Source organism: Luteimonas terrae, from assembly GCF_031457535.1.
In the GTDB taxonomy this organism is placed as follows: domain Bacteria; phylum Pseudomonadota; class Gammaproteobacteria; order Xanthomonadales; family Xanthomonadaceae; genus Luteimonas; species Luteimonas terrae_A.
Map to the genome: position 1 here is coordinate 17,953 of NZ_JAVDWO010000007.1, position 23,997 is coordinate 41,949.

Annotated in this window: 22 protein-coding genes and 1 riboswitch; of the genes, 17 read left to right on the plus strand and 5 right to left on the minus strand. The window is 67.1% G+C overall.

All coding sequences use genetic code 11. The features are described from left to right. Positions 1-71 precede the first annotated feature (71 nt). The 8 genes from J2W68_RS09390 to recO all read left to right on the plus strand — a co-directional run bounded on the left by J2W68_RS09390 (position 72) and on the right by recO (position 7,690). Positions 72-1,616 (plus strand): Do family serine endopeptidase, encoded by a 1,545-nt coding sequence (locus J2W68_RS09390; RefSeq protein WP_430539710.1) that lies wholly within the window; start codon positions 72-74, stop codon positions 1,614-1,616. Between the two features lie 189 nt (positions 1,617-1,805). Further along, positions 1,806-3,602, plus strand: a complete 1,797-nt coding sequence (gene lepA, locus J2W68_RS09395; protein WP_310235569.1) for a translation elongation factor 4 — start codon at positions 1,806-1,808, stop codon at positions 3,600-3,602. A 60-nt stretch (positions 3,603-3,662) separates the two neighbouring features. Then, positions 3,663-4,457, plus strand: coding sequence for a signal peptidase I (lepB, locus tag J2W68_RS09400; protein WP_310235021.1), 795 nt, complete (start codon positions 3,663-3,665; stop codon positions 4,455-4,457). Between the two features lie 28 nt (positions 4,458-4,485). Next, positions 4,486-4,866, plus strand: coding sequence for a DUF4845 domain-containing protein (locus J2W68_RS09405; protein ID WP_310235024.1), 381 nt, complete (start codon positions 4,486-4,488; stop codon positions 4,864-4,866). After that, entirely contained in the window at positions 4,850-5,533 is a 684-nt protein-coding gene (gene rnc, locus J2W68_RS09410; protein ID WP_310235026.1) for a ribonuclease III, read from the plus strand. Before J2W68_RS09405 ends, rnc begins: the two co-directional genes overlap by 17 nt. A gap of 64 nt (positions 5,534-5,597) precedes the next feature. Further along, on the plus strand, positions 5,598-6,503 hold the full coding sequence (era, locus tag J2W68_RS09415; RefSeq protein WP_310235028.1) for a GTPase Era: 906 nt from the start codon (positions 5,598-5,600) through the stop codon (positions 6,501-6,503). A 13-nt stretch (positions 6,504-6,516) separates the two neighbouring features. Continuing rightward, positions 6,517-6,954, plus strand: a complete 438-nt coding sequence (locus J2W68_RS09420; RefSeq protein ID WP_310235029.1) for a GFA family protein — start codon at positions 6,517-6,519, stop codon at positions 6,952-6,954. Positions 6,955-6,973: 19 nt separating this feature from the next. Further along, on the plus strand, positions 6,974-7,690 hold the full coding sequence (gene recO, locus J2W68_RS09425) for a DNA repair protein RecO (protein ID WP_310235031.1): 717 nt from the start codon (positions 6,974-6,976) through the stop codon (positions 7,688-7,690). A 4-nt stretch (positions 7,691-7,694) separates the two neighbouring features. On the opposite strand, the gene J2W68_RS09430 is transcribed toward recO, so the two are convergent. Beyond that, positions 7,695-8,417 carry a response regulator transcription factor gene (locus tag J2W68_RS09430; protein ID WP_310235033.1) on the minus strand — a complete coding sequence of 241 codons (723 nt, stop codon included), beginning with the start codon at positions 8,415-8,417 and terminating at the stop codon, positions 7,695-7,697. 32 nt (positions 8,418-8,449) lie between these two features. Between J2W68_RS09430 and J2W68_RS09435 the strand changes: the two genes are divergently transcribed. From J2W68_RS09435 to J2W68_RS09465, 7 genes are all read left to right on the plus strand, one after another. After that, positions 8,450-10,477, plus strand: coding sequence for a hypothetical protein (locus tag J2W68_RS09435; RefSeq protein WP_310235034.1), 2,028 nt, complete (start codon positions 8,450-8,452; stop codon positions 10,475-10,477). Between the two features lie 33 nt (positions 10,478-10,510). Then, positions 10,511-11,110: a YdbL family protein gene (locus J2W68_RS09440; protein ID WP_310235036.1), complete on the plus strand. Its 600-nt coding sequence runs from the start codon at positions 10,511-10,513 to the stop codon at positions 11,108-11,110. A 184-nt stretch (positions 11,111-11,294) separates the two neighbouring features. Next, positions 11,295-12,632, plus strand: coding sequence for a 23S rRNA (uracil(1939)-C(5))-methyltransferase RlmD (gene rlmD / locus J2W68_RS09445; protein ID WP_310235039.1), 1,338 nt, complete (start codon positions 11,295-11,297; stop codon positions 12,630-12,632). A 7-nt stretch (positions 12,633-12,639) separates the two neighbouring features. Then, positions 12,640-13,143, plus strand: a complete 504-nt coding sequence (locus tag J2W68_RS09450; protein WP_310235041.1) for a CYTH domain-containing protein — start codon at positions 12,640-12,642, stop codon at positions 13,141-13,143. A gap of 199 nt (positions 13,144-13,342) precedes the next feature. Then, positions 13,343-14,329, plus strand: coding sequence for a beta-N-acetylhexosaminidase (nagZ, locus tag J2W68_RS09455; protein WP_310235043.1), 987 nt, complete (start codon positions 13,343-13,345; stop codon positions 14,327-14,329). Then, on the plus strand, positions 14,326-14,886 hold the full coding sequence (locus J2W68_RS09460) for a hypoxanthine-guanine phosphoribosyltransferase (RefSeq protein ID WP_310150014.1): 561 nt from the start codon (positions 14,326-14,328) through the stop codon (positions 14,884-14,886). The genes nagZ and J2W68_RS09460 overlap by 4 nt, the downstream gene beginning before the upstream one ends. A gap of 152 nt (positions 14,887-15,038) precedes the next feature. After that, positions 15,039-15,794 carry an S-methyl-5'-thioinosine phosphorylase gene (locus J2W68_RS09465; RefSeq protein WP_310235046.1) on the plus strand — a complete coding sequence of 252 codons (756 nt, stop codon included), beginning with the start codon at positions 15,039-15,041 and terminating at the stop codon, positions 15,792-15,794. A 172-nt stretch (positions 15,795-15,966) separates the two neighbouring features. Here the strand turns inward: J2W68_RS09465 and btuB are convergent, their stop codons facing one another. From btuB to J2W68_RS09480, 3 genes are all read right to left on the minus strand, one after another. Next, on the minus strand, positions 15,967-17,856 hold the full coding sequence (gene btuB, locus J2W68_RS09470) for a TonB-dependent vitamin B12 receptor (RefSeq protein WP_310235047.1): 1,890 nt from the start codon (positions 17,854-17,856) through the stop codon (positions 15,967-15,969). A gap of 124 nt (positions 17,857-17,980) precedes the next feature. Beyond that, a riboswitch (cobalamin riboswitch) is annotated at positions 17,981-18,199 on the minus strand. A 50-nt stretch (positions 18,200-18,249) separates the two neighbouring features. Next, positions 18,250-18,624, minus strand: coding sequence for a TfoX/Sxy family protein (locus J2W68_RS09475; protein WP_310235049.1), 375 nt, complete (start codon positions 18,622-18,624; stop codon positions 18,250-18,252). Next, positions 18,621-19,103 (minus strand): GAF domain-containing protein, encoded by a 483-nt coding sequence (locus tag J2W68_RS09480; protein WP_310235051.1) that lies wholly within the window; start codon positions 19,101-19,103, stop codon positions 18,621-18,623. The genes J2W68_RS09475 and J2W68_RS09480 overlap by 4 nt, the downstream gene beginning before the upstream one ends. Between J2W68_RS09480 and J2W68_RS09485 the strand changes: the two genes are divergently transcribed. Both J2W68_RS09485 and bioD read left to right on the plus strand, forming a co-directional pair. After that, positions 19,102-19,872 (plus strand): TMEM175 family protein, encoded by a 771-nt coding sequence (locus tag J2W68_RS09485; protein ID WP_310235054.1) that lies wholly within the window; start codon positions 19,102-19,104, stop codon positions 19,870-19,872. The genes J2W68_RS09480 and J2W68_RS09485 overlap by 2 nt on opposite strands. Then, complete coding sequence (bioD, locus tag J2W68_RS09490; protein ID WP_310235055.1) at positions 19,869-20,555, plus strand: dethiobiotin synthase; 687 nt, start codon at positions 19,869-19,871, stop codon at positions 20,553-20,555. The genes J2W68_RS09485 and bioD overlap by 4 nt, the downstream gene beginning before the upstream one ends. Before the next feature lie 177 nt (positions 20,556-20,732). Here bioD and J2W68_RS09495 read toward each other — a convergent pair whose 3' ends face one another. Further along, positions 20,733-23,912, minus strand: a complete 3,180-nt coding sequence (locus J2W68_RS09495; RefSeq protein ID WP_310235057.1) for an efflux RND transporter permease subunit — start codon at positions 23,910-23,912, stop codon at positions 20,733-20,735. Between the last annotated feature and the right edge of the window lie 85 nt (positions 23,913-23,997).

The window sequence follows — 23,997 nt, forward strand, 5'->3', positions numbered from 1 at the left end:
ACGCGCGGCCATGCCGCGACCGCTGCATCGTTTTGCATCGCATATTCCCCTCAGAGTCCGTCATGTCCTCGATGAAGAAGTCCCTGCTCGCGGTGTCGCTCGTGGCCGTGCTCTCGGCCGGCACCACCGCATTCCTCCTGCCGAGCGCCACCGCGCAATCCGGCGCGCAGACGCCGGCCGATGCCGCCGCCAGCGTGTCGTCGACCCCCGAAGCGCCCCTGGTCTCGGGTCTGCCCGATTTCACCCGCCTGGTCGAGCGCGTGGCACCGGCCGTCGTCAGTATCGAATCGACGATTGGGCCGCGGCAGTCACGCGGGCAGCAGATGCCCGACGACGCGCAGATACCCGAGATCTTCCGCCGTTTCTTCGGCCCCGGCTTCGAGATGCCGGGAGGTCCGGGTGGTCCGGGCCGCGGTGGCAATGCGCCGCGTGGTACGTCGATGGGCACCGGTTTCATCATCTCGGCCGACGGCTATCTGCTGACTAACCACCACGTCGTCGATGGCGCGGAAGAGGTCAAGGTGCGGCTCTCCGACCGTCGCGAGTTCACCGCCAAGGTGGTCGGCAGCGACGCCGAATCCGACGTCGCCGTGCTCAAGATCGACGCCACAGGCCTGCCCACGCTGCGTTTCGGCGATGGCGCCAGCGTGAAGCCCGGCCAGTGGGCGGTGGCGATCGGTTCGCCGTTCGGGTTCGAGCAGTCGGTGACCGCCGGTATCGTCAGCGCGGTGCAGCGTGCCAACCAGTACGCCGACCAGCGCTACGTGCCTTTCATCCAGACCGACGTGCCGATCAACCAGGGCAATTCGGGTGGTCCACTGCTCAACGTGGCGGGTGAGGTGATCGGCATCAACTCACAGATCTTCAGCAACTCCGGCGGCTACATGGGCGTGAGTTTCGCGATTCCGATCGATCTTGCGGCGAACGTGGCCGAGCAGATCAAGAAAACCGGCAGCGTGCAGCGTGGTTCGCTCGGCGTGCAGGTCTCTAATGTGACCTCCGAAGTCGCAGCCGGCTTCAAGCTGCCCGATACCAAGGGCGCGCTGGTGCAGGAGGTCCTGCCGGGCAGTCCGGCGCAACGTGCGGGCCTCGAGCCCGGCGACGTGATCCGCGCGGTCGACGGCACCGAGATCATCGCATCGAGCGAGCTGCCACCGCTGGTTGGTGGCAAGACGCCCGGCACCAAGGTGCGTATGACCGTTCTGCGAGAAGGCCGTACGCGCGATTTCGACGTCACCCTGACCGCCCTCGATGCGGGTACGGCAACTGCGGCGACGCGCGGCGAATCGGCGGCAGCGCCCGGCTCGGCTGCAAGCGGCAATCCCTTGGGTCTGACCGGCCGCGATCTCGATGCCGCGCAGCGGCGCCAGTTCGGACTTGCCGGCGATGAAGGCGTGCTGGTCGCCAGCGCCGGTCGTGGCGCGGCGGCGAATGCAGGCATCGCCCAGGGCGACGTAATCCTGCGCGTCGGCCGTACGCCCGTGGGCAGCGCCGCGGCCCTCGACAGGGCCCTGCGTGACGTCAAGCCGGGTGACACGGTGATGCTGCTCGTCCGCGGACGCGGCGGTGCGACGCAGTACCGCGCTGTTTCAGTGCCGGACGCCGACGAGCGCTGATCGCCTGCTCCGGGGTGCGAAATCCACGGCCCGCGTACTCCGCGGGCTGTTTTCGTAGGCGCGCCGGCATCCGGGGTGAACGGCGCAACTTGCCGGATCCGCCGGCCGCGTGCGATGCGGGCGCTGTGCGATAATCGCCCGTTACCTTTTCGACGACGGCCCGGCCGCCGCCCAATGACCCACGATCCGATGCGGAACATCCGCAACTTCTCCATCATCGCCCACGTCGACCACGGCAAGTCGACGCTCGCCGATCGCATCATCCAGATCTGTGGCGGCCTCCAGGCGCGCGAGATGGAAGCGCAGGTGCTCGACTCGAATCCGATCGAGCGCGAGCGCGGCATCACGATCAAGGCGCAGTCGGTCTCGCTGCCGTACAAGGCGCGCGACGGGCAGATCTACCATCTGAACTTCATCGACACGCCCGGCCACGTCGACTTCTCCTACGAGGTCAGCCGCTCGCTGGCCGCGTGCGAAGGCGCGCTGCTGGTGGTGGATGCGGCGCAGGGCGTGGAAGCGCAGTCGGTCGCCAACTGCTACACGGCAATCGAGCAGGGTCTCGAAGTGATTCCGGTGCTCAACAAGATCGACCTGCCGACGGCCGACATCGAAAAGGCCAAGGCCGAGATCGAAGCGGTGATCGGCATCGATGCCGAAGATGCCGTGGCGGTGAGCGCCAAGACCGGGCTCAACGTGGAAGAGGTGCTCGAGGCGATCGTGCATCGCATCCCGCCGCCCAAACCGCGCGATACCGATCGCCTGCAGGCGCTGATCATCGACTCCTGGTTCGACAATTATCTTGGCGTCGTGTCGCTGGTGCGCGTGATGCAGGGCGAGATCACGCCCAAGACCAAGATCCTGGTGATGTCGACCGGGCGCACGCACGACGTCGACAAGGTCGGCGTGTTCACGCCCAAGCGCAAGGAATTGCCGGCGCTGCGTGCGGGCGAGGTGGGCTGGATCACCGCGTCGATCAAGGACGTGCATGGCGCGCCGGTCGGCGACACGCTCACCTTGGCCGCGAAGCCCGCCGACAAGCCGCTCGCCGGCTTCCAGGAGATGCAGCCGCGCGTGTTCGCCGGTCTGTTCCCGGTCAATGCCGAGGATTTCCCGGACCTGCGCGAAGCGCTCGACAAGCTGCGCCTCAACGACGCCGCGCTGCGTTTCGAGCCCGAAAGCTCGGAAGCCATGGGCTTCGGCTTCCGCTGCGGGTTCCTGGGCATGCTGCACATGGAGATCGTGCAGGAGCGTCTGGAGCGCGAATACGACCTCGACCTGATCAGCACCGCGCCGACGGTGATCTACGAGGTGCTCAAGACCGACGGCGAAGTGATGCCGCTGGACAACCCCGCCAAGCTGCCGCAGGCAAACCTGATCCAGGAAGTGCGCGAGCCGATCATCCGCGCCAACATCCTGACGCCCGAGGCCTACATCGGCGCGATCATCAAGCTCTGCGAAGACAAGCGCGGCATGCAGATCGGCATCCAGTACCTCGCCAGCCAGGTACAGATCAGCTACGAGCTGCCGATGGCCGAAGTGGTGCTCGACTTCTTCGACAAGCTCAAGTCCGCCAGCCGCGGCTACGCCTCGCTGGACTATCACTTCGTGCGCTTCGACGCCGGCCCGTTCGTGCGCGTGGACACGCTGATCAACGGCGACAAGGTCGACGCACTGTCGTTGATCGTGCATCGCAGCCACGCCGACCGCCGCGGCCGCGAACTGACCGAAAAGATGAAGGAACTGATTCCGCGCCAGCAGTTCGACGTGGCGATCCAGGCCGCGATCGGCGCGCAGGTCATCGCCCGCACGACGGTCAAGGCGCTGCGCAAGAACGTGCTGGCCAAGTGCTACGGCGGCGACATCTCGCGCAAGAAGAAGCTTCTGGAAAAGCAGAAGGAAGGCAAGAAGCGCATGAAGCAGGTCGGCCGCGTGGAGATTCCGCAGGAAGCTTTCCTGGCGGTGCTGAGCTCGTCGCGAGAGTCCTGATTCGTGTTTTCATAGCGGCGGCCCAGCGCGGCCGCCCGATCCCGTGTCCGAGGATGCTGCATGAAATGGTTTGAGACCGTTCTGGTCGTGCTGACGCTGCTCACCGGCGTCATCTGGCTGCTCGACAAGCTGGTGCTGGCCAAGGCGCGCGCGCGCCGCGCCGGGCTGCTCGAGGAAAAGGAACCGATCGTCGTCGACTACGCGAAGGCCTTCTTCCCGGTGCTGTTCGTCGTGCTGATCCTGCGCAGCTTCGTGTCGGAGCCGTTCCGCATTCCGTCCAGTTCGATGATGCCGACGCTGCTGATCGGGGATTTCATCCTGGTCAACAAGTTCAGCTACGGCATCCGCCTGCCGATCACCAACAAGAAGATCATCGACATCGGCGAGCCGGCGCGTGGCGATGTGGTGGTGTTCCGCCCGCCGCAGCATCCCGACCAGGACTGGATCAAGCGTGTCATCGGCCTGCCGGGCGATACCGTGGAATTCCGTGACAACCAGGTCTTCGTCAACGGCACGCCGTTCGAATACCAGCGCGTCGGCACCTACGAGGGCGCGGGCCGTGGCGCCGAAATGACCGGTGCTTCGCTCTACACCGAGCAGATGCCGGGCCGCAGCCACGACATCCTGCACATCGACCAGGCCGCGCCGTTCCATCTGGGCGAGGGCACGTTCCATGTGCCGCAGGGCCATTATTTTGTCATGGGCGACAACCGTGACCGCAGCGACGACGGCCGCTTCTGGGGTACGCTCCCCGAGACGCAGCTGCGCGGCAAGGCGTACCTGGTGTGGATGAATCTCGATCCCGCCGCGCCCGGCTGGGTCGATTGGGGAAGGATCGGTCAGAGCATCAAATGACCAACGGCATCGGCTCGAGGGGACGTCCATGAAACGCACGCAACGCGGCATCACCCTGCTGGGATTCATCATTGTTCTGGGGCTCATAGGCTTTTTTGCCTATGTGGGCATGAAGCTGTTTCCGATGTATTCGGAGTACTACAGCGTGAAGTCCGCTCTTAAGGGTATGTCCAGTGAGCCGGATACGGCGTCAGCTGACCCGGCGCGCATCCAGGAACTGTTCTTTCGTCGCATGATGATCGACTACACATCGAATGTGAAACCTGAGCACTTCAAGATCCGCCGCGCCGACAGCGGCTGGCAGATTGACGTGCAGTACGAAGTGCGTCGTCCGCTGATCTTCAACCTCGACGTCGTGGGCAAGTTCCACGCGACGCAGACGCTGACCCGCGGTGGCGACGGAGTTTGATCGTCAGCAGGGTCGGTTCGCCGGGCACGTGTTCCGCGATCCCGACCTGCTGATCCAGGCGCTGACGCATCGCAGTGCCGGGGCTCCGCACAACGAACGTCTGGAATTCCTCGGCGACGCCGTGCTGGGCGCGCTGGTCGCCGAGTCGTTGTATGCCCGCTGGCCGGGCGCCGACGAAGGCACCCTGACCCGGGCCCGCGCAGAACTCGTACGCGAGTCCTCGCTGGCCGCGGTAGCGCGGGAGCTCGACCTCGGCGCGCGGCTGGTGCTGGGCCCGGGCGAACTCAAGTCGGGTGGCCATCGCCGCGATTCGATCCTGTCCGATGCGCTCGAAGCAGTAATCGCGGCGATCTATCTCGACGCGGGCCTCGAGGCCTGCCGCGCCGTGGTGCTGCCGCTGTTCGAGAAGACCATGGTGGCGCTGGCCAGTGGCCGCGTCGCCAAGGACGCCAAGACACGTCTGCAGGAGTGGTTGCAAGGGCGGCAGAAGGCGCTGCCGGTCTACGAACTGTTGTCTGAAAGCGGCGAGGAACATGCCAAGACGTTCCTGGTGCGTTGCGCATTGCACGATGCCGGCGTTGTCGCCGAAGGCCAGGGCAGTTCGCGCCGTGCGGCCGAGCAGCGGGCGGCCGAGGCGGTGATGGGACTGCTCGAAGCGGCGCCCTGAGCCCGCTCGAGCCGGTTGCAGTGGTTTCCGCGTCGCACCACCGGCATTTCCGTAGAATGCCGGCATGACCGAACCCCACACCACGCCCCACCATGCCGGCTATGTTGCCGTCATCGGCCGACCCAATGTCGGCAAGTCCACCCTGGTTAACGCCCTCGTCGGCGCCAAGGTGAGCATCGTCTCCAACCGTCCGCAGACCACGCGCCATCGTCTGCTCGGCATCGCGACATTCCCGGAAGGCCAGCTGATGCTGGTCGACACGCCCGGTATCCACCGCGAGCAGAAGCGCGCGATGAACCGGATCATGAACCGTGCGGCGCGCGGCGCACTGGAAGGCGTCGATGCGGCCTTGCTGGTGGTGGTTGCCGGCCGCTGGGACGACGAGGACAGTCTGGCCTTCGACGCGCTGCACGAGGCCGGCGTGCCGGTGGTGCTGGTCGTCAACCAGGTCGACCGGATCAAGGACAAGACGGCCCTGCTGCCGTATCTGCAGAAGGTCACCGAAGGCCGGGACTTTGCCGGCGTCGTGCCGCTGTCCGCGCTCAAGCGCAAGGGCCTGGAGCAGCTGAAGTCGACCGTGTTTCCGCTGATACCGGCGCAGGACGCGCTGTTCGGCGAAGACGAGATTACCGACAAGAGCCAGCGCTTCCTGGCCGGCGAACTGGTGCGCGAGCAGCTGATGCGTCAGCTCGGCAACGAACTGCCGTATGCGACCACGGTCGAGATCGAGAGCTTCGCCCTCGACGGCACGATGCTGCGCATCGGCGCGGTGATCTGGGTCGAGCGCGAAGGCCAGAAGGCGATTGTCATCGGCAAGGCCGGCACCCGGCTCAAGGACATCAGCACCAAGGCGCGGATGGGCATGGAGCGTCTGTTCGATGCCAAGGTCTTCCTGGAAACCTGGGTGCGCGTGCGTGAAGGCTGGTCTGACGACGAAGCCGCGCTCAAGGCACTGGGCTACGGCGAATAAGAGACGCACACGTATGAGTGAAGCCATCGACAGCGCCGACCGTCTGCACGGGCACTGCCTGTGCGGCGGCGTCACGCTCAGCGTGCCGGCGACGGCGCACGACGTGCACGCCTGTCACTGCGGTGCCTGTCGTCGCTGGCATGGCGGTCCGGCGATGGTGCTGCCAGCGGGCGGGGACCTGCGCATCGAAACGGGTGACGCGCTGGTGCGCAGGTTCGCGTCCTCGGACTGGGCCGAGCGCGCATTCTGCGGCGCCTGCGGCAGCAGTCTGTTTTTCCGCACCACCGGCGACGGTCAGTATTACGTGGCCGCCGGTCTGTTCGATGCGATTCCCGGTGCGCGCTTCGAGTCCGAAATCTTCATTGATGCCAAACCGGAGTGGTACGCGCTCGACGGACCGGACGAACATCTGACCGGCGAGGCGTTCTTCGCCCGTATCGGCGCCGGCTGACGCAGCCCGCGGGCCGACGGTGCGCATCGAAGAACAGCCGGCGTTCGTGCTGCACACACGGCCCTGGCGCGAGACCAGCCTGCTGGTCGAAGTCCTGAGTCTCGACCATGGCCGGCTCGGCCTGGTGGCGCGCGGCGTACAGGGGCCGAAGAAACACGTGCTGCGAGCCGCGCTGCAGCCGTTGCAGCACATCCGTCTGAGCGCAGTGCTGCGCGGCGAACTGGCGCAGCTGCGTTCGGCCGAAGCGCTCGATGCGGCACCCCGGCTCACCGGTGATGCCATGCTCGCCGGCTTCTATATCAGCGAACTCGTGCTCCGGCTCGCACCGCGCCAGGATCCCGCGCCCGAGCTCTACGCGGCATTCGCGGATGTGCGACAGCGGCTGGGGCTCGAAGGCCTGGCCTGGACGCTGCGCCGGTTCGAGCGTGACCTGCTCGATGCGATCGGCCTGGGGTTCGCCTTTGACACCGATGGCGACGGCAACGAAATCGAGCCGGCTGCGCGCTATCGACTCGACCCCGAACATGGCCCGCGGCGTCTGCAGCGCGATGGCGAGGCAGCCGATCGCAGCGCAGCTGCAACCGGGCATGCGCTGTTGGCGCTCGCGGCCGACGCAGCGCCGGAGGCTGCCGACATGGCCAGCTTGCGGCGGGCGCTGCGTGCGGTGCTGTCGCACCACCTCGGGCCGCGTGGGTTGAAGTCCTGGGAGCTGGCCGCGCAGCTGCCCCGGCGCTGAGCCTTCAGGCGCTCGCGCGCGTAGCGTCCAGTGTTTCGAGAAATGCGCGCAGCGCCGTGGCCGATGCAGGTTCGACATGCAGCACGCGCGCCGCCAGCCCGAGGCGTTCGGCGCCCACGAAACCGCAGCCCGCGCGCAGCCGGTGCAGATCGCCGCGCACCGCAGTCTCGTCGCCGGCGGCCGCCGCGGCCGCGATCCGTGCCCGGGTGCCGTCGAGTTCGCCGATAAACAGCTCACGCAGGCCACGTACGTTGCGGCTGTCGCCGCCGACCGCGGCAAGCGCGGTTTCGCCATTCCACAACGGCGCTTCGCCACTGCGACGCGCGTCGGGCAGCGGTGTTGAAGGCTGCGCCGGGCGCGTGCCGGGGCGACGTACCAGCACCCGGCGGATCGCGCCCAGCCACGCGTCGGCGGCTACCGGCTTGCTGACCGCGATCGCGAAGCCCTCGGCGCGCAGGGCGTCGAGCTCGCGGCGTTCCCGCGCGGCGGTGTGGGCGATCGCAGGCGTCGTGCGTCCCTCCGCGCGCAGGCGGGCGAGCAGGGCGCCGCCGGTGCCGTCGGGCAGGTTGGCATCGATCAGCCAGGCGTCGTAGGCGTTTACTGTGGCCAAGGCGTACGCGGCTTCGACCGAGTCGGCAATGTCGACTTCGGCGGGAAGGGCAGCACTTGCGGCTTGCAGGAAACTGCGGCTTGTGGGGTCGTCCTCGACCAGCAGCAATCGATTCATCGCGTCCTCGATGTCGCGGGTATCCTGCGGCGATGCCGCGGCCCGTCCTGACGATCCTACCCCTGTTTCTCGCCTGTGTGCCGATTGCGGTGCAGGCGCAATCGATGCAGGCGCGTATCCAGAAGGTCGAAGCGGCCGGCGTGACCCTGCACGACGTGCGCCTGGCGCTGGACTGGCCGGCCGATGCGCCCGATGGCCGGCTGCGGCTGCAGGCCGGCGACATCGACGCGGGTGCCTTGGGTTGGCGTTTCCGGAACGTCGACTGGCGCTGCCCCCTGCGTCGCGACACAACCGGCGACGACACCCGCTGGCGCTGCGACGGGCCGCTGCGCAGCGGGCAGGGCGCCCCACTGCAGTTGTCGCTGGTGCTGGATGCGGCGACCACGACGGCCACGTTGTCCGGCGGCGACGCACGCGTTGGCCTGGCGCGCAGTGCGGTGGCGCCCGATGCCACCCGGATCGACCTGCGACGGGCACCGACCGCCTGGGTCGAGGCGCTGGTCCGCGCGGGCTGGCCCTCTTCGCGGCTGACCGGCGGCACGCTCGACGGCGCCGTCCGCATCGAAACGCCCACCGGCCAGCCAATGCGTGTGGAGGCGGATATCGTGATCGCGGGATTGGCCCTGGAAACCGAGGACGGCAGCATCGCCGCCGGCGATGTCGATGGCGATCTCGCGGTGCGTCTGAGCTTGCCCGACGATGCCCTGGATGCACGCATCGACGGCCGCCTGCGCGGCGGCGAACTGTTGTTCGGCAACGCCTACGTGTCGTTGCCGGAGACGCCGGTCGGCATCGGCATGGACATGACGCGCGTCGGTGAGGGCGACTGGTCGCTGTCGCGGTTGGCCTGGCGCGACGGAGACAGCTTGCGCGTCGATGGCAATGCGCGCCTGACGCCGGACTTCGGCATCGGCGCGCTCGCGCTCACGCTGGCCAGTGACGACGCCACGGCGTTGCCCGGCCGTTATCTCTCCGGCTGGCTGGGACTCGCCGGCGTGCAGGGGCTGTCGCTCTCGGGAGGCTTCCGTGCGGGCATGGTGCTCGAGGACGCGATCTTGCGCAGTGCGGACGTCGCCTTGCGCCGGCTGGATATCAGCGATGTCAGTGGCCGGTTCCGGCTCGACAGGCTGGATGGCACGGTGCGCTACTCGGCGTCGACACCCGTGCGCAGCGCGTTTGCCTGGCGCGGCGGGGCGCTTTATGACCTGCCGTTCGATGCCGCGGCGTGGAGCCTTGAGAGCGGCGACGGAGTGCTGCGCCTGCGCGAGCCGGTCGCGTTCTCGTTTCTTGGCGGCGAGATCGGTTTCGAATCGCTGCAGCTGCAGCCGCCCTCCGGCGATAGCGGCCTGCGCATGCAGACCGCGCTGCGGCTCGATGCGCTCGACATCGGCATGCTCGCGAAAACGCTCGAGTGGCCTGCGTTCGAAGGCGCGCTTGCCGGGCGAATTCCCACTGTGCGCTATGCAGATAACCGCATCGATTTCGATGGCGGTCTGTCGATGACCTTGTTCGACGGCCGCATCGATGTGTCGTCGTTGGCGATCGAGCGACCGTTCGGTGTTCTGCCGACAGTGACCGGTGACCTTGCGCTCTCGTCGCTGGATCTGCATGCGCTGACCGGCGTGTTCGGTTTCGGCAGCATTGAAGGGCGCCTGCACGGGCGCATCGACGGTCTGCGTCTGGTCGACTGGAACGCCACCGCCTTCGATGCCGAACTGCACACCGAGGCTGCGCCGGGCGTGCGCCAGCGCATCAGCCAGCGCGCCGTGCAGGACATCTCCAGCGTCGGCGATGCCTCGTTCGTGACTACCCTGCAGGGCCGGGCAATCGCGCTGTTCGACGACTTCGGCTACCGCGGCATCGGCATCTCGTGCCGCTTGCGTAATGCAGTCTGCCGGATGGGCGGCCTGCGTTCAGAGGGCAACGCCTTTACTATCGTCCAGGGCGCCGGCCTGCCGCGTCTGAACGTGGTGGGTTTCAATCGGGACGTCGACTGGCCTGTGCTCGTCGAACGCCTTGCAGCTGCCGCAGGTGGTGATGTCGCGCCGGTCATCGAATGACCGGCGCTCCGGATTTCTGACAGGAGAGTGTCGATGGCGCGTTGGATGGGTTTGCCGGCCGTGGCCGCACTGGCGTTGACCGCTTGCGTGACGATCAATGTGTATTTTCCCGCGGCCGAGGCCAAGGAAGCGGCGCGCGAGTTCGTCGAAAACGTGATCGGCGATCAGGCGCCCGCGACCGAGACGCCGCCCGCGAGCGGGCCCGGCGGCGGCATGGCGCAGACCACGCCGCGCTTCGATCCCTGGATGCTGATCGGCATCGGCAGCGCGCACGCGCAGGCCCCGGATATCAGCATTCGCACGCCGGCGATCCAGGCGATCCAGGCGCGCATGGAGCAGCGCTTCAACGGCACCCTGCGCCCCCATTTCGATTCCGGCGCGCTGGGCTTCGGCGGCAACGGCATGATCGTCGTGCGCGACGCCTCGCAGTTGCCGATCAAGGACCGCGTCGCGGTGAACTCGGCTGTCGCCGACGACAACCGCGATCGGCAGGCCGTGTACCGCGAGATCGCGGTCGCGAACGGGCATCCCGAGTGGGAATCGCAGATCCGCGACGTGTTCGCACGCCAGTGGATTGCGAGTGCGCGTCCGGGCTGGTGGTATCAGCAGGGCGGGAGCTGGACGCAGAAGTAATCCCCGGCTGCGAATTCGCTGCGAGGGACGTGGATTGGAGGCAGACGCCGAAGCTTAGGCGCGTGCTTGCGCGATGGGTGTTCGCGGTAGATCCCCATCGCGCGCGAGCGGGCTCCTACAGGACGGGCTGCGCAGTAATGCATCTGCGACAATGCGCGGCCCTTCTGCCCGCAGCCTTCGCCACGTGGCCCGTAAACGTCTCGATCAGACCCCCTTCGAGGTCGATGTCCTCAACCTCACCCACGACGGCCGCGGCGTCGCGCGCTTGCCCGATGGCAAGGCGCTGTTCGTCACCGGCGCGCTGCCGGGCGAGCAGGTCGTCGCCCAGCGCTTTGCGCGTTCGCGCAGTTTCGACGAGGCGGTGACGCTCGAAGTCCTGCGCGCCTCCGAACATCGCATCACGCCGCGCTGTCCGCATTTCGGTACCTGCGGCGGCTGTGTGCTGCAGCACCTCGACGCCGAGCAGCAGATCCTTGCCAAGGAGCGCGTGCTTCGCGAGAACTTCGAACGCATCGGCCATGTCACGCCGAAGCGCTGGATGGCACCGATGGTCGATCGCGCCTGGGGCTACCGGCGCAAGGGCCGGTTTTCGGTCAAGCGGGTGGAGAAGAAGGGCAAGACGCTGGTCGGCTTCCGCGAGCGCGATCCGCGCTTCGTCGCCGAATTGCAGGAATGCCACACCGTGATCGAGCCGATCGCCGCGATCATTCCGGCGCTGGCGCAGCTCGTCGACGGCATGGACGCGCGCAGCACGATGCCGCAGATCGAGTTCATCGCCGGCGATCCGCGCCCGGAGTTCGACGGCATCGCGCTGGTGTTCCGCCATCTGCAGCCGTTGATCGAATCCGATGTGGCAGCGCTGCTCGCGTTCGGGCAGCAGCACCGCATGGCGATCTTCCTGCAGCCCGGCGGCAACGACAGCGTGCATCCGCTGTGGCCGGAGGCACCGGCGCTGTCGTTCCGGCTTGAAGACTGGGACATCGAGCTGAAGTTCAGGCCGCTAGATTTCATCCAGGTCAATGCCGGCCTCAACCGGACGATGATCGCGCGCACGCTCGAGCTGCTCGATGTGCAACCCGACGACCGCGTGCTAGACCTGTTCTGCGGCCTGGGCAACTTCACATTGCCGCTGGCGCGCCGCGTGCGCGAGGTCGTCGGCGTGGAAGGCGAGGCCGGACTGGTGGCGCGGGCGAAGGAGAACGCGGTCCACAACGGACTTCTCAATGCCCAGCTCCATGCCGCCGATCTCACCCAGGACCAGCGCAGCGCGTCGTGGATGCGGCAGGGTTTCGACAAACTGCTGCTCGATCCGCCGCGCTCGGGCGCGATCGACGTGCTGCGCCAGCTGCCCCTGGAACGCTTCAAGCGCATCGTCTATGTCAGTTGCCACCCGGCATCGCTGGCGCGCGATGCGGGCTACCTGGTCAACGAGCGTGGCTGGACGCTCTCGGATGCGGGTGTCATGGACATGTTCCCGCAGACCGCGCACGTCGAATCCATCGCCCTGTTTGAGAAACGCTGAGGACTGCATGGGCATCGAGATCGAACGCAAATTCCTCGTCGTGTCCGACGCCTGGCGCGCGGCCGCGCATGCGGTGGTGCCGATGGCGCAGGGCTATCTCAACGATGCCGCGTCGATCGCCAGCGGCGCGCAGAACGCTTCGGTGCGCGTACGCATCGAGGGCGATGTGGCGTTCCTCAACATCAAGTCGCGCGAGCCCGGTACCACGCGGCAGGAGTTCGAACTGCCGCTGCCGGTCGACGATGCGCAGGCGTTGCTGAAGCTGTGCGTCGGTGGGTTGGTGGAGAAGCGCCGGCACCTCGTGCGCCAGGGCGTGCATCTGTGGGAGGTCGACGAGTTTCTCGGCGACAACGCCGGTCTCGTTGTGGCGGAAATCGAACTCGACGATGCCGATGAAGCCTTCGATAGGCCCGACTGGCTGGGCGTCGAAGTCACCGCGCACCAACGCTATTTCAACCTCGCGCTGGCCGCGCGTCCGTTCTCGCGCTGGGACGCGGCGGAACGCGGCTGACCGCTGCCTTCGGACCGCGTGGCTGGCTGGTGCGCGAAGCCGAGCTGAAGCACCGAGCGGTGCGTGACGCGCGGGCAGCGGCATCCATCGCGAGTCTCCGACTGCGACTGAACACGTCGCCTCGCCCGACGGCACGCGCGCCCGCATCTGCGACAATGCCCGTCCGCGCCATGGGGCGTGTTCGATGGAGAGGTCCGCAATGCTCGTGATCGGCGTCGCCGGCACCGAACTCACCGCGCAGGAGCGCGACTGGCTGCAGCACGATGCCTGCGCCGGCGTGATCCTGTTCAAACGCAACTTCGCCTCGCGCGCGCAGATCGCCGAACTCTCGGCCGCGATCCGCGACGCCGCGCCGCGTCCGCAGCTGATTTGCGTGGACCAGGAAGGCGGCCGTGTGCAGCGCTTCCAGGACGGCTATTCCGAACTGCCGTCGCTCGCCGGTTTCGGCGCGCAGTATCTCGCCGATCCGGACGCTGCGATGGCCGCGTCGCGTGCGCACGCGCGCTTGATGGCGCAGGAAGTGCGCGCCAGCGGCGTCGATCTGAGCTTCGCGCCGGTGGTGGATGTGGGCCACGGCAATCTCGCGATTGGGGATCGCTCCTTTTCTGAGGATCCAAAGATCGTCGCAGCGCTCACGCGTGCCTATGTCGAAGGCATGCACGAGGCCGGTATGGCCGCGACGCTCAAGCATTTCCCCGGACACGGCTCGGTGCGCGAGGACACGCATTTCGACGACGCGGTCGACAACCGAAGTCTCGATGCCATCCGCGCGCACGATCTGGTGCCGTTCGTCGCCGGCATCGATGCCGGCGCCGATGCCGTGATGCTGGCCCATGTGGTCTATCCGCAGGTCGCGCCAGAACCGGCCGGCTATTCGCCGCTGTGGATCAACACGATCCTGCGCGAGCAGATGGGCTTCCGCGGTGTCGTGTTCTCCGACGACATCGGCATGGCCGCCGCGTTTTCGGCCGGCGGCATCAAGTCGCGCGTCGACGCGCACCTCGACGCCGGTTGCGACGTCGTCCTCGTCTGCCATCCCGAACTCGTGGCCGAATCGCTGGCCGCGGTCGAAGGCCGCGCCCTCAACACCATGGCCCTGACCGGCCTGATCGGACGCGGTCCGCTCGGCTGGGACGGCGCGATCGCCGGCGACGCGTCCGCCCCCCGCACTGGAGACATCGCATGAACGTCCCACGCCTCGACGACGTGATCGACACCGCCGACCTGCTGTTCGACCGCGACGCGCTCGAAGACGCCATCGAGACGATGGCCGAAGAGATCGCCGACGAGTACGGCGACGACGACGTGCCACCGGTCTACATCACGATCATGCACGGCGGCATGCCGTTCGCCACCCAGCTCGCGTTCGCGATCGGCGAGAACGAAGTCGATCTCGAGTTCGACTATCTGCACGCCACCCGCTACCGCGGCAACACCACAGGATCTGGCCTCGCCTGGCTGCATCGCCCCGCGACCCCGCTGCAGGGCCGCCGTGTGCTGCTGGTCGACGACATTCTGGACGAAGGCCACACCCTCAAGGCGGTGCGCCAGTGGGTCGAAGACCAGGGCGCGGCTGACGTCCGCGTCGCCGTACTCGCGGTCAAGGTCCACGACCGCGGCGTGGACGGCGTCGAAGCTGACTACGTCGGCGTCGAAGTACCGGACCGGTATGTATTCGGCTACGGCATGGATTTCCATGAGCAGGGCCGGAATCTGCCCGGGATCTACGCGCTGGCGGAGTGACTGGCTGAGCGCATTTCGGCTCTGACGGTGGCCGATGCCGCGTCCCACTCGGAATCGGGTCCTGATTTGTCCGTCTGGCGCCCTTTGCCGCCGTTCTAAGGTAGGTCGGAGGACACTCTCGTCCTGGCCCCATCCTCATTGCGAGAACCCCCATGCACCTCGACATCGATCTGGCCGTCATCGGCGGCACCGGTCTCTACCAGTTGGCCGACCTGCAGGAAGTGGAGCCGCATCAGCCGGTCACACGCTACGGCGCGCTGTCGGGGCCTGTGCGGGTGGGGACGCTCGACGGGAAGCGCGTCGCGTTTCTCGCGCGTCATGGCGAGGGGCACTCGGTGCCGCCGCACCGCGTGAACTACCGCGCCAACCTGTCCGCGCTCCAGGCGCTGGGTGCGACGCGGGTGTTGGCGCTCAATACGGTGGGTGGCATCACCGAACGCTTCGGGCCGCGCGTGCTTGCGTGTCCGGACCAGCTGATCGACTACACCTGGGGGCGGGTCTCGACCTTTTGTGAGGAGGAGGGCACCGAGGTGCAGCATGTCGATTTCGGCGATCCCTATACGCCGACGCTGCGCAGGCGCGTGCTCGATGCGGCGGCGACTGCCGGGGTGACGCTGGTCGATGGCGGTTGCTACGGCGCCACCCAGGGCCCGCGGCTGGAGACGCGCGCCGAGATCGCCCGCATGCGCCGCGACGGCTGCGATCTGGTCGGCATGACCGGCATGCCGGAGGCCGGCCTCGCGCGTGAGCTGGGGCTCGACTACGCCTGTCTGGCGATCGTCGCCAACTGGGCGGCCGGCGCGGGCCCGCAGGTGGATGAGGTGATCACGTTCGAGGACGTGCTCGACAACGTCGCCGCGGCATCGTCGGGTATTCCTCCGCTGTTGCGGGCGGTGCTTGCGGGCTGATCTCCTAGCGGCGCGCCGACCGAGCGCCCAGCCGGCGCCGCGTGCCGGTGCTGCACTTTTCGATTTGCTTTGACGGCCTGCCGCTGCCATCCGCGCAGCATAGAGACCAGACCGCTTTCTTCATGGTTGCCGCAGAAGAAGAAACCCCGCAAATGCGGGGTTTCTTTCTTGATCAGCGCGTCGTCGGCGACCAGCGCAGCGCAAGACCGTACTCGCGGCCGGGCTGGCCGTACCACGCGATGGTCTCGTACGCCTTGTCGAGCACGTTGGTCGCGCGGGCTTCCAGCGTCCAGTCCGGGTTGAATGCCCACGCCGCACGCAGGTCCAGCGTGCCGTGGCCGGCGACGCGCACGGTATTGGCGGCGTTGTCGAAACGGCTGCTGCTGGCGCGCAGCGTGGTGCCGATGCGGAAGTCGCCCAGGCTGCGGTCGATGTCGAGACGACCACTGTTGCGCGCGCGACGGGCGAGCAGGTTGCCGTTGTTGGCGCTGTCGCTGCGGTCGCGCGGATCGACGTGGCTCAGTTCGGTCGACAGGTCGAAACCGGCAAGCGTGGTCGCGAACGTCAGTTCGGCGCCGCGAATACGGGCTTCATCGATGTTCATGCCGGTGCCGACGTAATCCGGCGGCGGATAGACGAACACGATCAGGTCGTCGATCCGGCTTTCGAATACGTTGAATGACCAGTTCCAGTCGTCCGAATATTGCGAGACACCGATGTTCGCGCTCTTCGAGCGCTCTGGCTTGAGGTCCGGACTTTCCGAACCAGGGTAGTAAAGGTCATTGAACGTCGGCGCCTTGAATCCCGTGCCGACATTGGCGTTGAAGCGCAGACCGCGCTCAAGATCCATGCCCCAGCCGATGCTGCCGGTACCGTGGCCGCCGAACTGTTCGTTGTCGTCATAGCGCGCGCTCGCCTGCAGGCGGTGTGCACCGACTCGTCCCTGGTACTCCGCGAACGTCGCGAAGTTGTCGCGCTGGGTCACCGCGTAGACGGTCTGACTTTCCACGTTGTCCGATAGCCAGTCGAACCCGAGGCTCAAGGCCTGTGTCGGGGCGAGGGTGAAGTCCGCCTGCAACGATGCGGTATCGCGGCGGGTATCCAGATGACCAAGATCACTGCGGGTTCCTGCGTTCGCATCTCGCTGGTAGGTCATCGATTTGTCGTACGAACGGCCGGCCTGCGCAGTCAGGCGCACCACGTTGGAAGGCGCGTATGTCAGTTTGCCGCCGGCGACCTGCTGCACGTTTTCTGCCTCGTTGCCGTAGCTGCCGTCGTATTCGTTGAAGGCGTCGGCACGCAGCGCATTGCCCTCGAGCGTCAGGCTGTCCGCGAGTTCGACACCGCCACGCAGATTGAACGACCGGTTGCGGTAGCCGTCACGGTCGGGTTCGTCGACGAAGCAGCCGGCCCCGAAGTCGCCGTTCAATGGACCACGGCCCCGGCAGGCATTGATGCCATCGGTGCGCTGGAACGCCGCGTCGACACCGAACCAGCCGCGACCGGCGCGGCCGCCGAGGCCGGCGCTGGCTTCGCGCAGGTTGTGGCTGCCGATCCCGATACGCGCGTGCGGGCGGACCGCACCGGTGTTGCGGCGCGTGAAGATCTGGATGACGCCGCCGATCGCTTCCGAGCCGTAGAGGCTGGAGCGCGGGCCGCGGACGATCTCGATGCGCTCGATCTGGTCGACCGGGATGTCCTGGAACGACGCCAGTCCGGCGGTCGCCGAACCGATGCGCACGCCATCGACAAGGACCAGGACGTGGTCGGACTCGCTGCCGCGCATGAACACCGAGCTGAGCTTGCCCGGACCGCCCTGGTTGGCGATCTGGATGCCGGCGCGGCCGCGCAGCAGTTCGGGCAGATCACGCGCCTGGGTGCGTTCGATCTCGGCGCGGTCGATGACCTGCGCCGGCACGATGGTGTCGCCGAGCGTGCTTTCAGCGCGGTTGGCGGTCACGAGCACGGTGTCGAGATCGCGCGTGTCGGCGGCAGTCGCCGCTGCGGCGATCGGGGATGCGAGTGCGGCGACGATCGCCACGGTCAGAGTACGGAACGGCATTGCAGTCTCCTGGTCGCGTGCACCCACGCACGCGGTGTGTCGGGAGATCGCGAGGACGGACACGGCTGCCGGCCGGACGCGCACAAGCCGTCCGGAACGCCGCCGCAATGCCCGCCGCATCGCAATCGAGGAAGACTTCGTGGCCGGTCTCCGGACTCGCGCGTGGGAGAGTTCTCCCGGGCGTCGCGCCTTCCCGTGCCGGAGCACAGTGGCGGATGCGATGCCTTGAACACGCTTACCGTTGCGGGGGCAGTGCCGGACTGGCGCATACGCGCGTCACCGGCTTCCCGTTTCAACCCGGACGGCAGAACGCCGGCGGGTCACCATGAAGCTGGCGCGGATTGTACGTGAGCGCGGGGCTGCGGGCGCGGGCAGGGCGCGCCGGAGTGGCGGTCAATCGTCGCGGCGGTCGAACAGGCTGTCCAGCAGAGACTCGGATTCGAACGCCTCGGTGACGGTCGTCGTCACCGGTCCGGCGGCCTGGCGCGCGCGCGGATCGGGGAGCAGGGCGGTCGCAGCCTCCGCGGCTTCGACCAGTTGCACGCGACGCGCTTCGGGCACCTCCTGCCAATGGCAGTCGAGCAGGGCGCCTTCCAGCGAATACAGCAGATTGAGGCTCGGCTTGAAGCCGGCGCGGCGCACCTTGACGAACGCGTCCACCGCGCCGGCCGCTTCCAGATCCTCGCGCGTGCGCAGGCCGACCTGACGCAGCCAGGCCGCGGACTTGGGTCCGATGTTGCGCAGCTTCAGCGGCGTCGGTGCGGTCATTGCATCGATTCGAGATAGGCGGCAGCGAGGGACTCGATACCGGTCTGGTCTTCAACGTCGAAACGCGCCGGTACCGGACTGTCGATGTCGAACACGCCGATCAGGCGCTCGCCGATGTACAGCGGGACGACCAGTTCCGAACGCGAGGCGCTGTCGCAGGCGATGTGCCCGGGAAACGCATGCACATCGTCGATGCGTTGTGTTTGGCGCGTCCGCGCCGCGGCCCCGCAGACGCCCTTGTCGAGTGGAATGCGCACGCAAGCCGGCAGACCCTGGAACGGCCCGACCACGAGTTCGGTGCCGTCGAAGAGGTAGAAGCCGACCCAGTTGAGATCGGGCAGCGCGTGATAGACCAGCGCCGAGAGGTTCGCCGCATTGGCGATCGCATCGCGTTCGCCGTGCAGCAGCGCCCGTGCCTGTGCCGCCAGCGCGGCATACTGTTCGGCCTTGGAGCCGGTCAGGGGAGATGACGTGAACATGTCGCGAAGTGTAGCAGCGGCCCCCACGGGCCCGATGGCGCTGGATGCGCTGCCGCGGGATGCGGACGGGTTCCGGCTGCGAGGCCGGCAGGCTTCGCGCCTGGAGACGTTCGTGGATGCCGCATTCGCGTTCGCGGTGACGCTGCTGGTCGTGTCGTTCGATGCGATGCCAGCGAATGTGCCCGAGCTGCATGAAGCGCTCCGCCGCGCGCCCGCGTTTCTGGCGGGCTTTGCGATTCTCGCCATGTTCTGGGCGACCCACCATCGCTTCAGCCGCCGTACCGGGCTGACCGATGCGCGAGTGACCACGCTCGGCCTGCTGCTGATCGCGGTAGCGCTGCTGTACGTCTACCCGTTGCGCCTGATCATGGGCGTCGCGCTGCATTTCCTGACCGGTGGCTGGGCGCCGTCGCCGATGCCGATCGGCTTCACCGAAGGAGAATTCCGCAGTCTTTACGTCATCTACGGTATCGGCTTCGCCGCGATGTGCAGCATCATGCTGTTACTCAACCGGCACGGCCTAGCGCGCGCCGACGCGCTTGCGCTCGATTCGGTCGAGCGCTGCGTATTGCGACAGGAGGCCGGCGCGATGGCGTGGCTGTTGATTCCGACCGCCGCTTCGATCGCGCTGTCGCTGTTGCCGATGCCGCCCGGGACGTGGTGGCAGGGCCTGCCCGGCATCGTCTATTGCACCCTGGCGGTGCTGATGCCGTGGTACGGCGTCCGCGCGGCGCGTGAACTGGCGCGCGTGCGCGCGGAATCCGCATGAGCGCGCGCAGTGTGCTGGTGACCGGGACCGATACCGGCATCGGCAAGACACACTCGAGCGTGGCCTTGTTGCACGCACTCCGCGCGACCGGTCTGCGTGCGGTTGGCATGAAGCCCATCGCGAGTGGTTGCGAATGGGTCGACGGGCGCTGGCGCAACGAAGATGCGCTCGCCTTGCAGGCAGCCAGCGACCCGCGGCCGGACTATGCCGACATCAATCCGGTCGCATTGCCCGAACCCACGGCACCCACATTGGCTGCGATCGCGGCGGGTGTGACGGTCGACATCGCGGACCTGTATGCCGCACATGCGCGTCTCGCATCGAAAGCGGACGTGGTGCTGGTCGAAGGCGCCGGCGGTTGGGATGCGCCGCTCGCCGAAGGACTCGAACACCAGGATCTCGCGCGGCACATCGGCGCCGCCGTGGTGCTTGTGGTCGGCTTGAAGCTCGGTTGCCTGAGTCATGCGCGACTGACCGCGCGTGCGATCGAAGCGGACGGCTGCCGGCTGGTCGGATGGATCGGCAATCGCATCGATCCGGACTTCGCGCGCGCGGACGATTACGTTGGCCTGCTGACGGACGCCTTGCCGGCGCCGTGTCTTGGGGTGTTGCCGTTCGTTGCGGATGTGCGCGATCTGCCTGCGACGTTGTCGCTTGATGCGGAGTGGGTTGCGAGCCTTTAGCGAGTTGCGCGATGGATTTCTCTGCGCTCTACCCGTCATACGGTGGGTGTGCCGGCGCCTTTGTAGGAGGGGTAGAGCGCAGCGAGACCCATCATCGCCATCAGATCCGACGCGATCCAACTAAAGAAAAAGGCGCGGCCGATGCCGCGCCTTTTCCGTTTCACCTGTCGCCGGAACTCAATGTCCCTGCGGCGCCGGCTCCAGATCGTCGCCGTCGCGACGTTCCGCTTGCCGTGCCTCTGTGGCATCGCGGTCGTGGCTGTGGTCGCGGGCCAGCAGCAGGTAGAACGCCGGCAGCACGAACAGGGTGAACGCGGTACCGATCGACATGCCGGCGGCGATCACCAGACCCATCGAGAAACGGGCCGCGGCGCCGGGACCGCTGGCGATCAGCAGCGGCACCATCGCGAACACCAGCGCGGCCGTCGTCATCAGCACCGGGCGCAGACGGATCGCCGCAGCGCGTTCGATGGCCTCGGCCTTCGGCACGCCTTCGTTGACCTGCAGCTTGTTCGCGAACTCCACGATCAGGATGCCGTGCTTGGAGATCACGCCGACCAGCGTCACCAGACCCACCTGCGTGTAGATGTTGATCGACATGCCGGGGAAGGCCTCGATGCCGGCGAACTGCAGCACGCCCGACAGCAATGCCAGCGCATTGAGTACCAGCAGCGCGCCACTGATCGCCATCGGCACCGTGGCCAGCATGATCACCGCATCGCGGAAGCTCTCGAACTGCGCGGCCAGTACCAGGAAGATGATCACCAGCGCGAAGGCGAGGGTGATCAGCATCGTCGTGCCTTCCTGCTTGAACTGCCGCGACTCGCCGGCGTAGTCCACGCTGTAGCCCTGCGGCAGCACCTCGGCGGCGATCTCGTCGAGCACGCGCAGCGCCTCGCCCTTGGTCACGCCGGGACGCGGGGCGAAGGTGATGCCCACCGCGTTGAGCTGCTGGAAGCGTTTCAGCGATTGCGGCTGCGCGCTTTCCTTGAACGAGATCACCGTCGACAGCGGTATCAGATCACCGTCGCGGGTGCGGGTGTAGTAGTTGCCCAGCTGCTCGGCATTGAGCCGGTCGCTGCGCTGCACCTGCGGGATCACGCGGTAGGAGCGGTTCTGCATCGCGAAGCGGTTGACGTAGCCGCCGGCCAGCAGGGCGCTCATGTCCGCGGCCAGCGTGCGCATGTCGATGCCGAGCAACGCCGCCTTGTCGCGGTCGATCTGCACCTCCACGCGTGGCTTGTCGATCTTCAGGTCCTTGTCGAGGAAGATGAAGCGACTGCTGGCCTGCGCCCGCGCGACCACTTCGTCGGCAATTTCCGACAACTGTTCCAGTGAGCCGATGCCGCCGATCAGGAACTCACCGCCGCCATCGCCACCGGCCGAGGGCAACGACGGCGGCACCAGCGCGAAGATGTTCAGACCGGTGATCTCGGCAAGCTTGGGCTGCAGGTCCTGCTGCAGGATCTGGTTGGTCGAGCGCTCGCGCTGGCTCCACGGCTTCATGACGAAGCCGCCCATCGCGCTGTTGCTGCCGCCCATGCCGCCCATGCCGCCGTTGAAAAGGAAGAAGTCGTTGATCTCGGGGATCTGTTCGACGACCGCGGTCATTTCTTCGGTGTAGCCCTCGACGTAGTCGAGCGTACTGGCGGCATCGGCGCTGCCGATCGCGAAGACGAAGCCTTCGTCCTCCGGCGGCGCCGGTTCCTTCGGCGCGCCAATGTAGAGGAACACGCACGAGACCAGCACGATGCCGCCGAAGGTCAGAATCACCGCGCGCGTCTGCAGCGCGCCGTGCAGCCTGCGCTGGTAGCCTTGCTGCAGCCAGTCGAAGCGGCGGTCGAGCCACTTTTCCAGCCGGCTCTTGCTGTGCTCGCCGTGCGGCTTGAGGATCTTCGCGCACATCATCGGCGTGAGCGTCAGCGCGATGATGCCCGACAGGAACACCGCGCCCGCCAGCGTGAACGCGAACTCGGTGAACAGCACCCCGGTCAGACCACCCTGGAAACCGATCGGCAGGTACACCGCGATCAGCGTCGTGGTCATCGCGACCACCGGCCACGCGAGTTCGCGCGCGCCGCGGATCGACGCGTCGTAAGGCGTCATGCCTTCTTCGATGTGGCGGTGGATGTTCTCCAGCACGATGATCGCGTCATCGACCACGATGCCGATGGCCAACACCATCGCCAGCAGCGTCAGCAGGTTGATCGTGAAGCCCATCAGCAGCATCAGGAACAGGGCGCCGACCAGCGACAGCGGCACGGTGACCGCCGGAATCAGCACGCTGCGGAACGAGCCGAGGAACAGGTAGATCACCACGATGACGATGATCACCGCCTCGATAATCGTGCGGATGACCTCGTTGATGCCGTCCTGGATCGACTCGGTGCTGTCGTAGGGGATCGTCGCTTCGATGCCTTCAGGCAGCTGCGGCACGATTTCCTCGTCCCAGGCCTTGCGCACCTCGGCGATCACGTCCAGCGCGTTCGCGTCGGGCGAGACGAAGATGCCCATGAACGTCGCCGCGGCGCCGTTGATGCGCACCGACGAGCCGTAGTTCTCCGAGCCCAGCACGACATCGGCGATGTCGCCCAGGCGCACGATCGCGCCATCGGCCTCGCGCACGACGAGCGCGCGGAATTCCTCGGGCGTGCGCAGATCGGTGCGTGCGGTCAGATCGACCGAGACCATCTGGCCCTTGGTCGAGCCCAGCGCGGACAGCACGTTGTTGGACTGCAGCGCGGTCGACACGTCGCTCGCGGTCACGCCGAGTGCGGTCATGCGATCGGGCTTGAGCCACACGCGCATCGCGAACGAGCCCGGACCCATGATTTCGGCACGCTGCACGCCGGGGATCGTCGCGATCGTCGGCTCGACGGCGCGGGTGAGGTAGTCGGTGATCTGGTTGTCGTTCAGCGCATCGCTGGCGAACGAGACGTACATCGCCGCGACCTGCTGCCCCTGCTGCAGGTCGATGACCGGATCTTCCGATTCGGCCGGCAGTTCGCTGCGCAGCTTGTTGACCTTAGCGGCGATCTGCGTGAGTGCTTCGTTCGGGTCGTAATCCAGACGGATGTAGGCCTGGATCACGCTGACGCCGGCCGAACTGGTCGAGGTCAGATAGTCGATGCCTTCGGCGCTCGCGACCTCGCGTTCCAGCGGCGTCGTGATGAAGCCCTGGATCAGGTCGGCGTCGGCGCCGAAGTAGGTCGTGCTGATGTTGACGACCGCATTCTGCAGCTCGGGGTACTGGCGCACGTTGAGTTCGGAGAACGCGCGCAGGCCGAACAGCAGGATGAAGAGGCTGACGACCATCGCCAGCACGGGTTTACGGATGAAGATGTCGGTGAATTTCATCTCGGTCTCCCCCGCGCGGCGTCGCGCGGGTCAGGGAGCGGGGCGGGCGCAGGGTGCCCGGACGCATCGATCGGGAAGCGGCGAT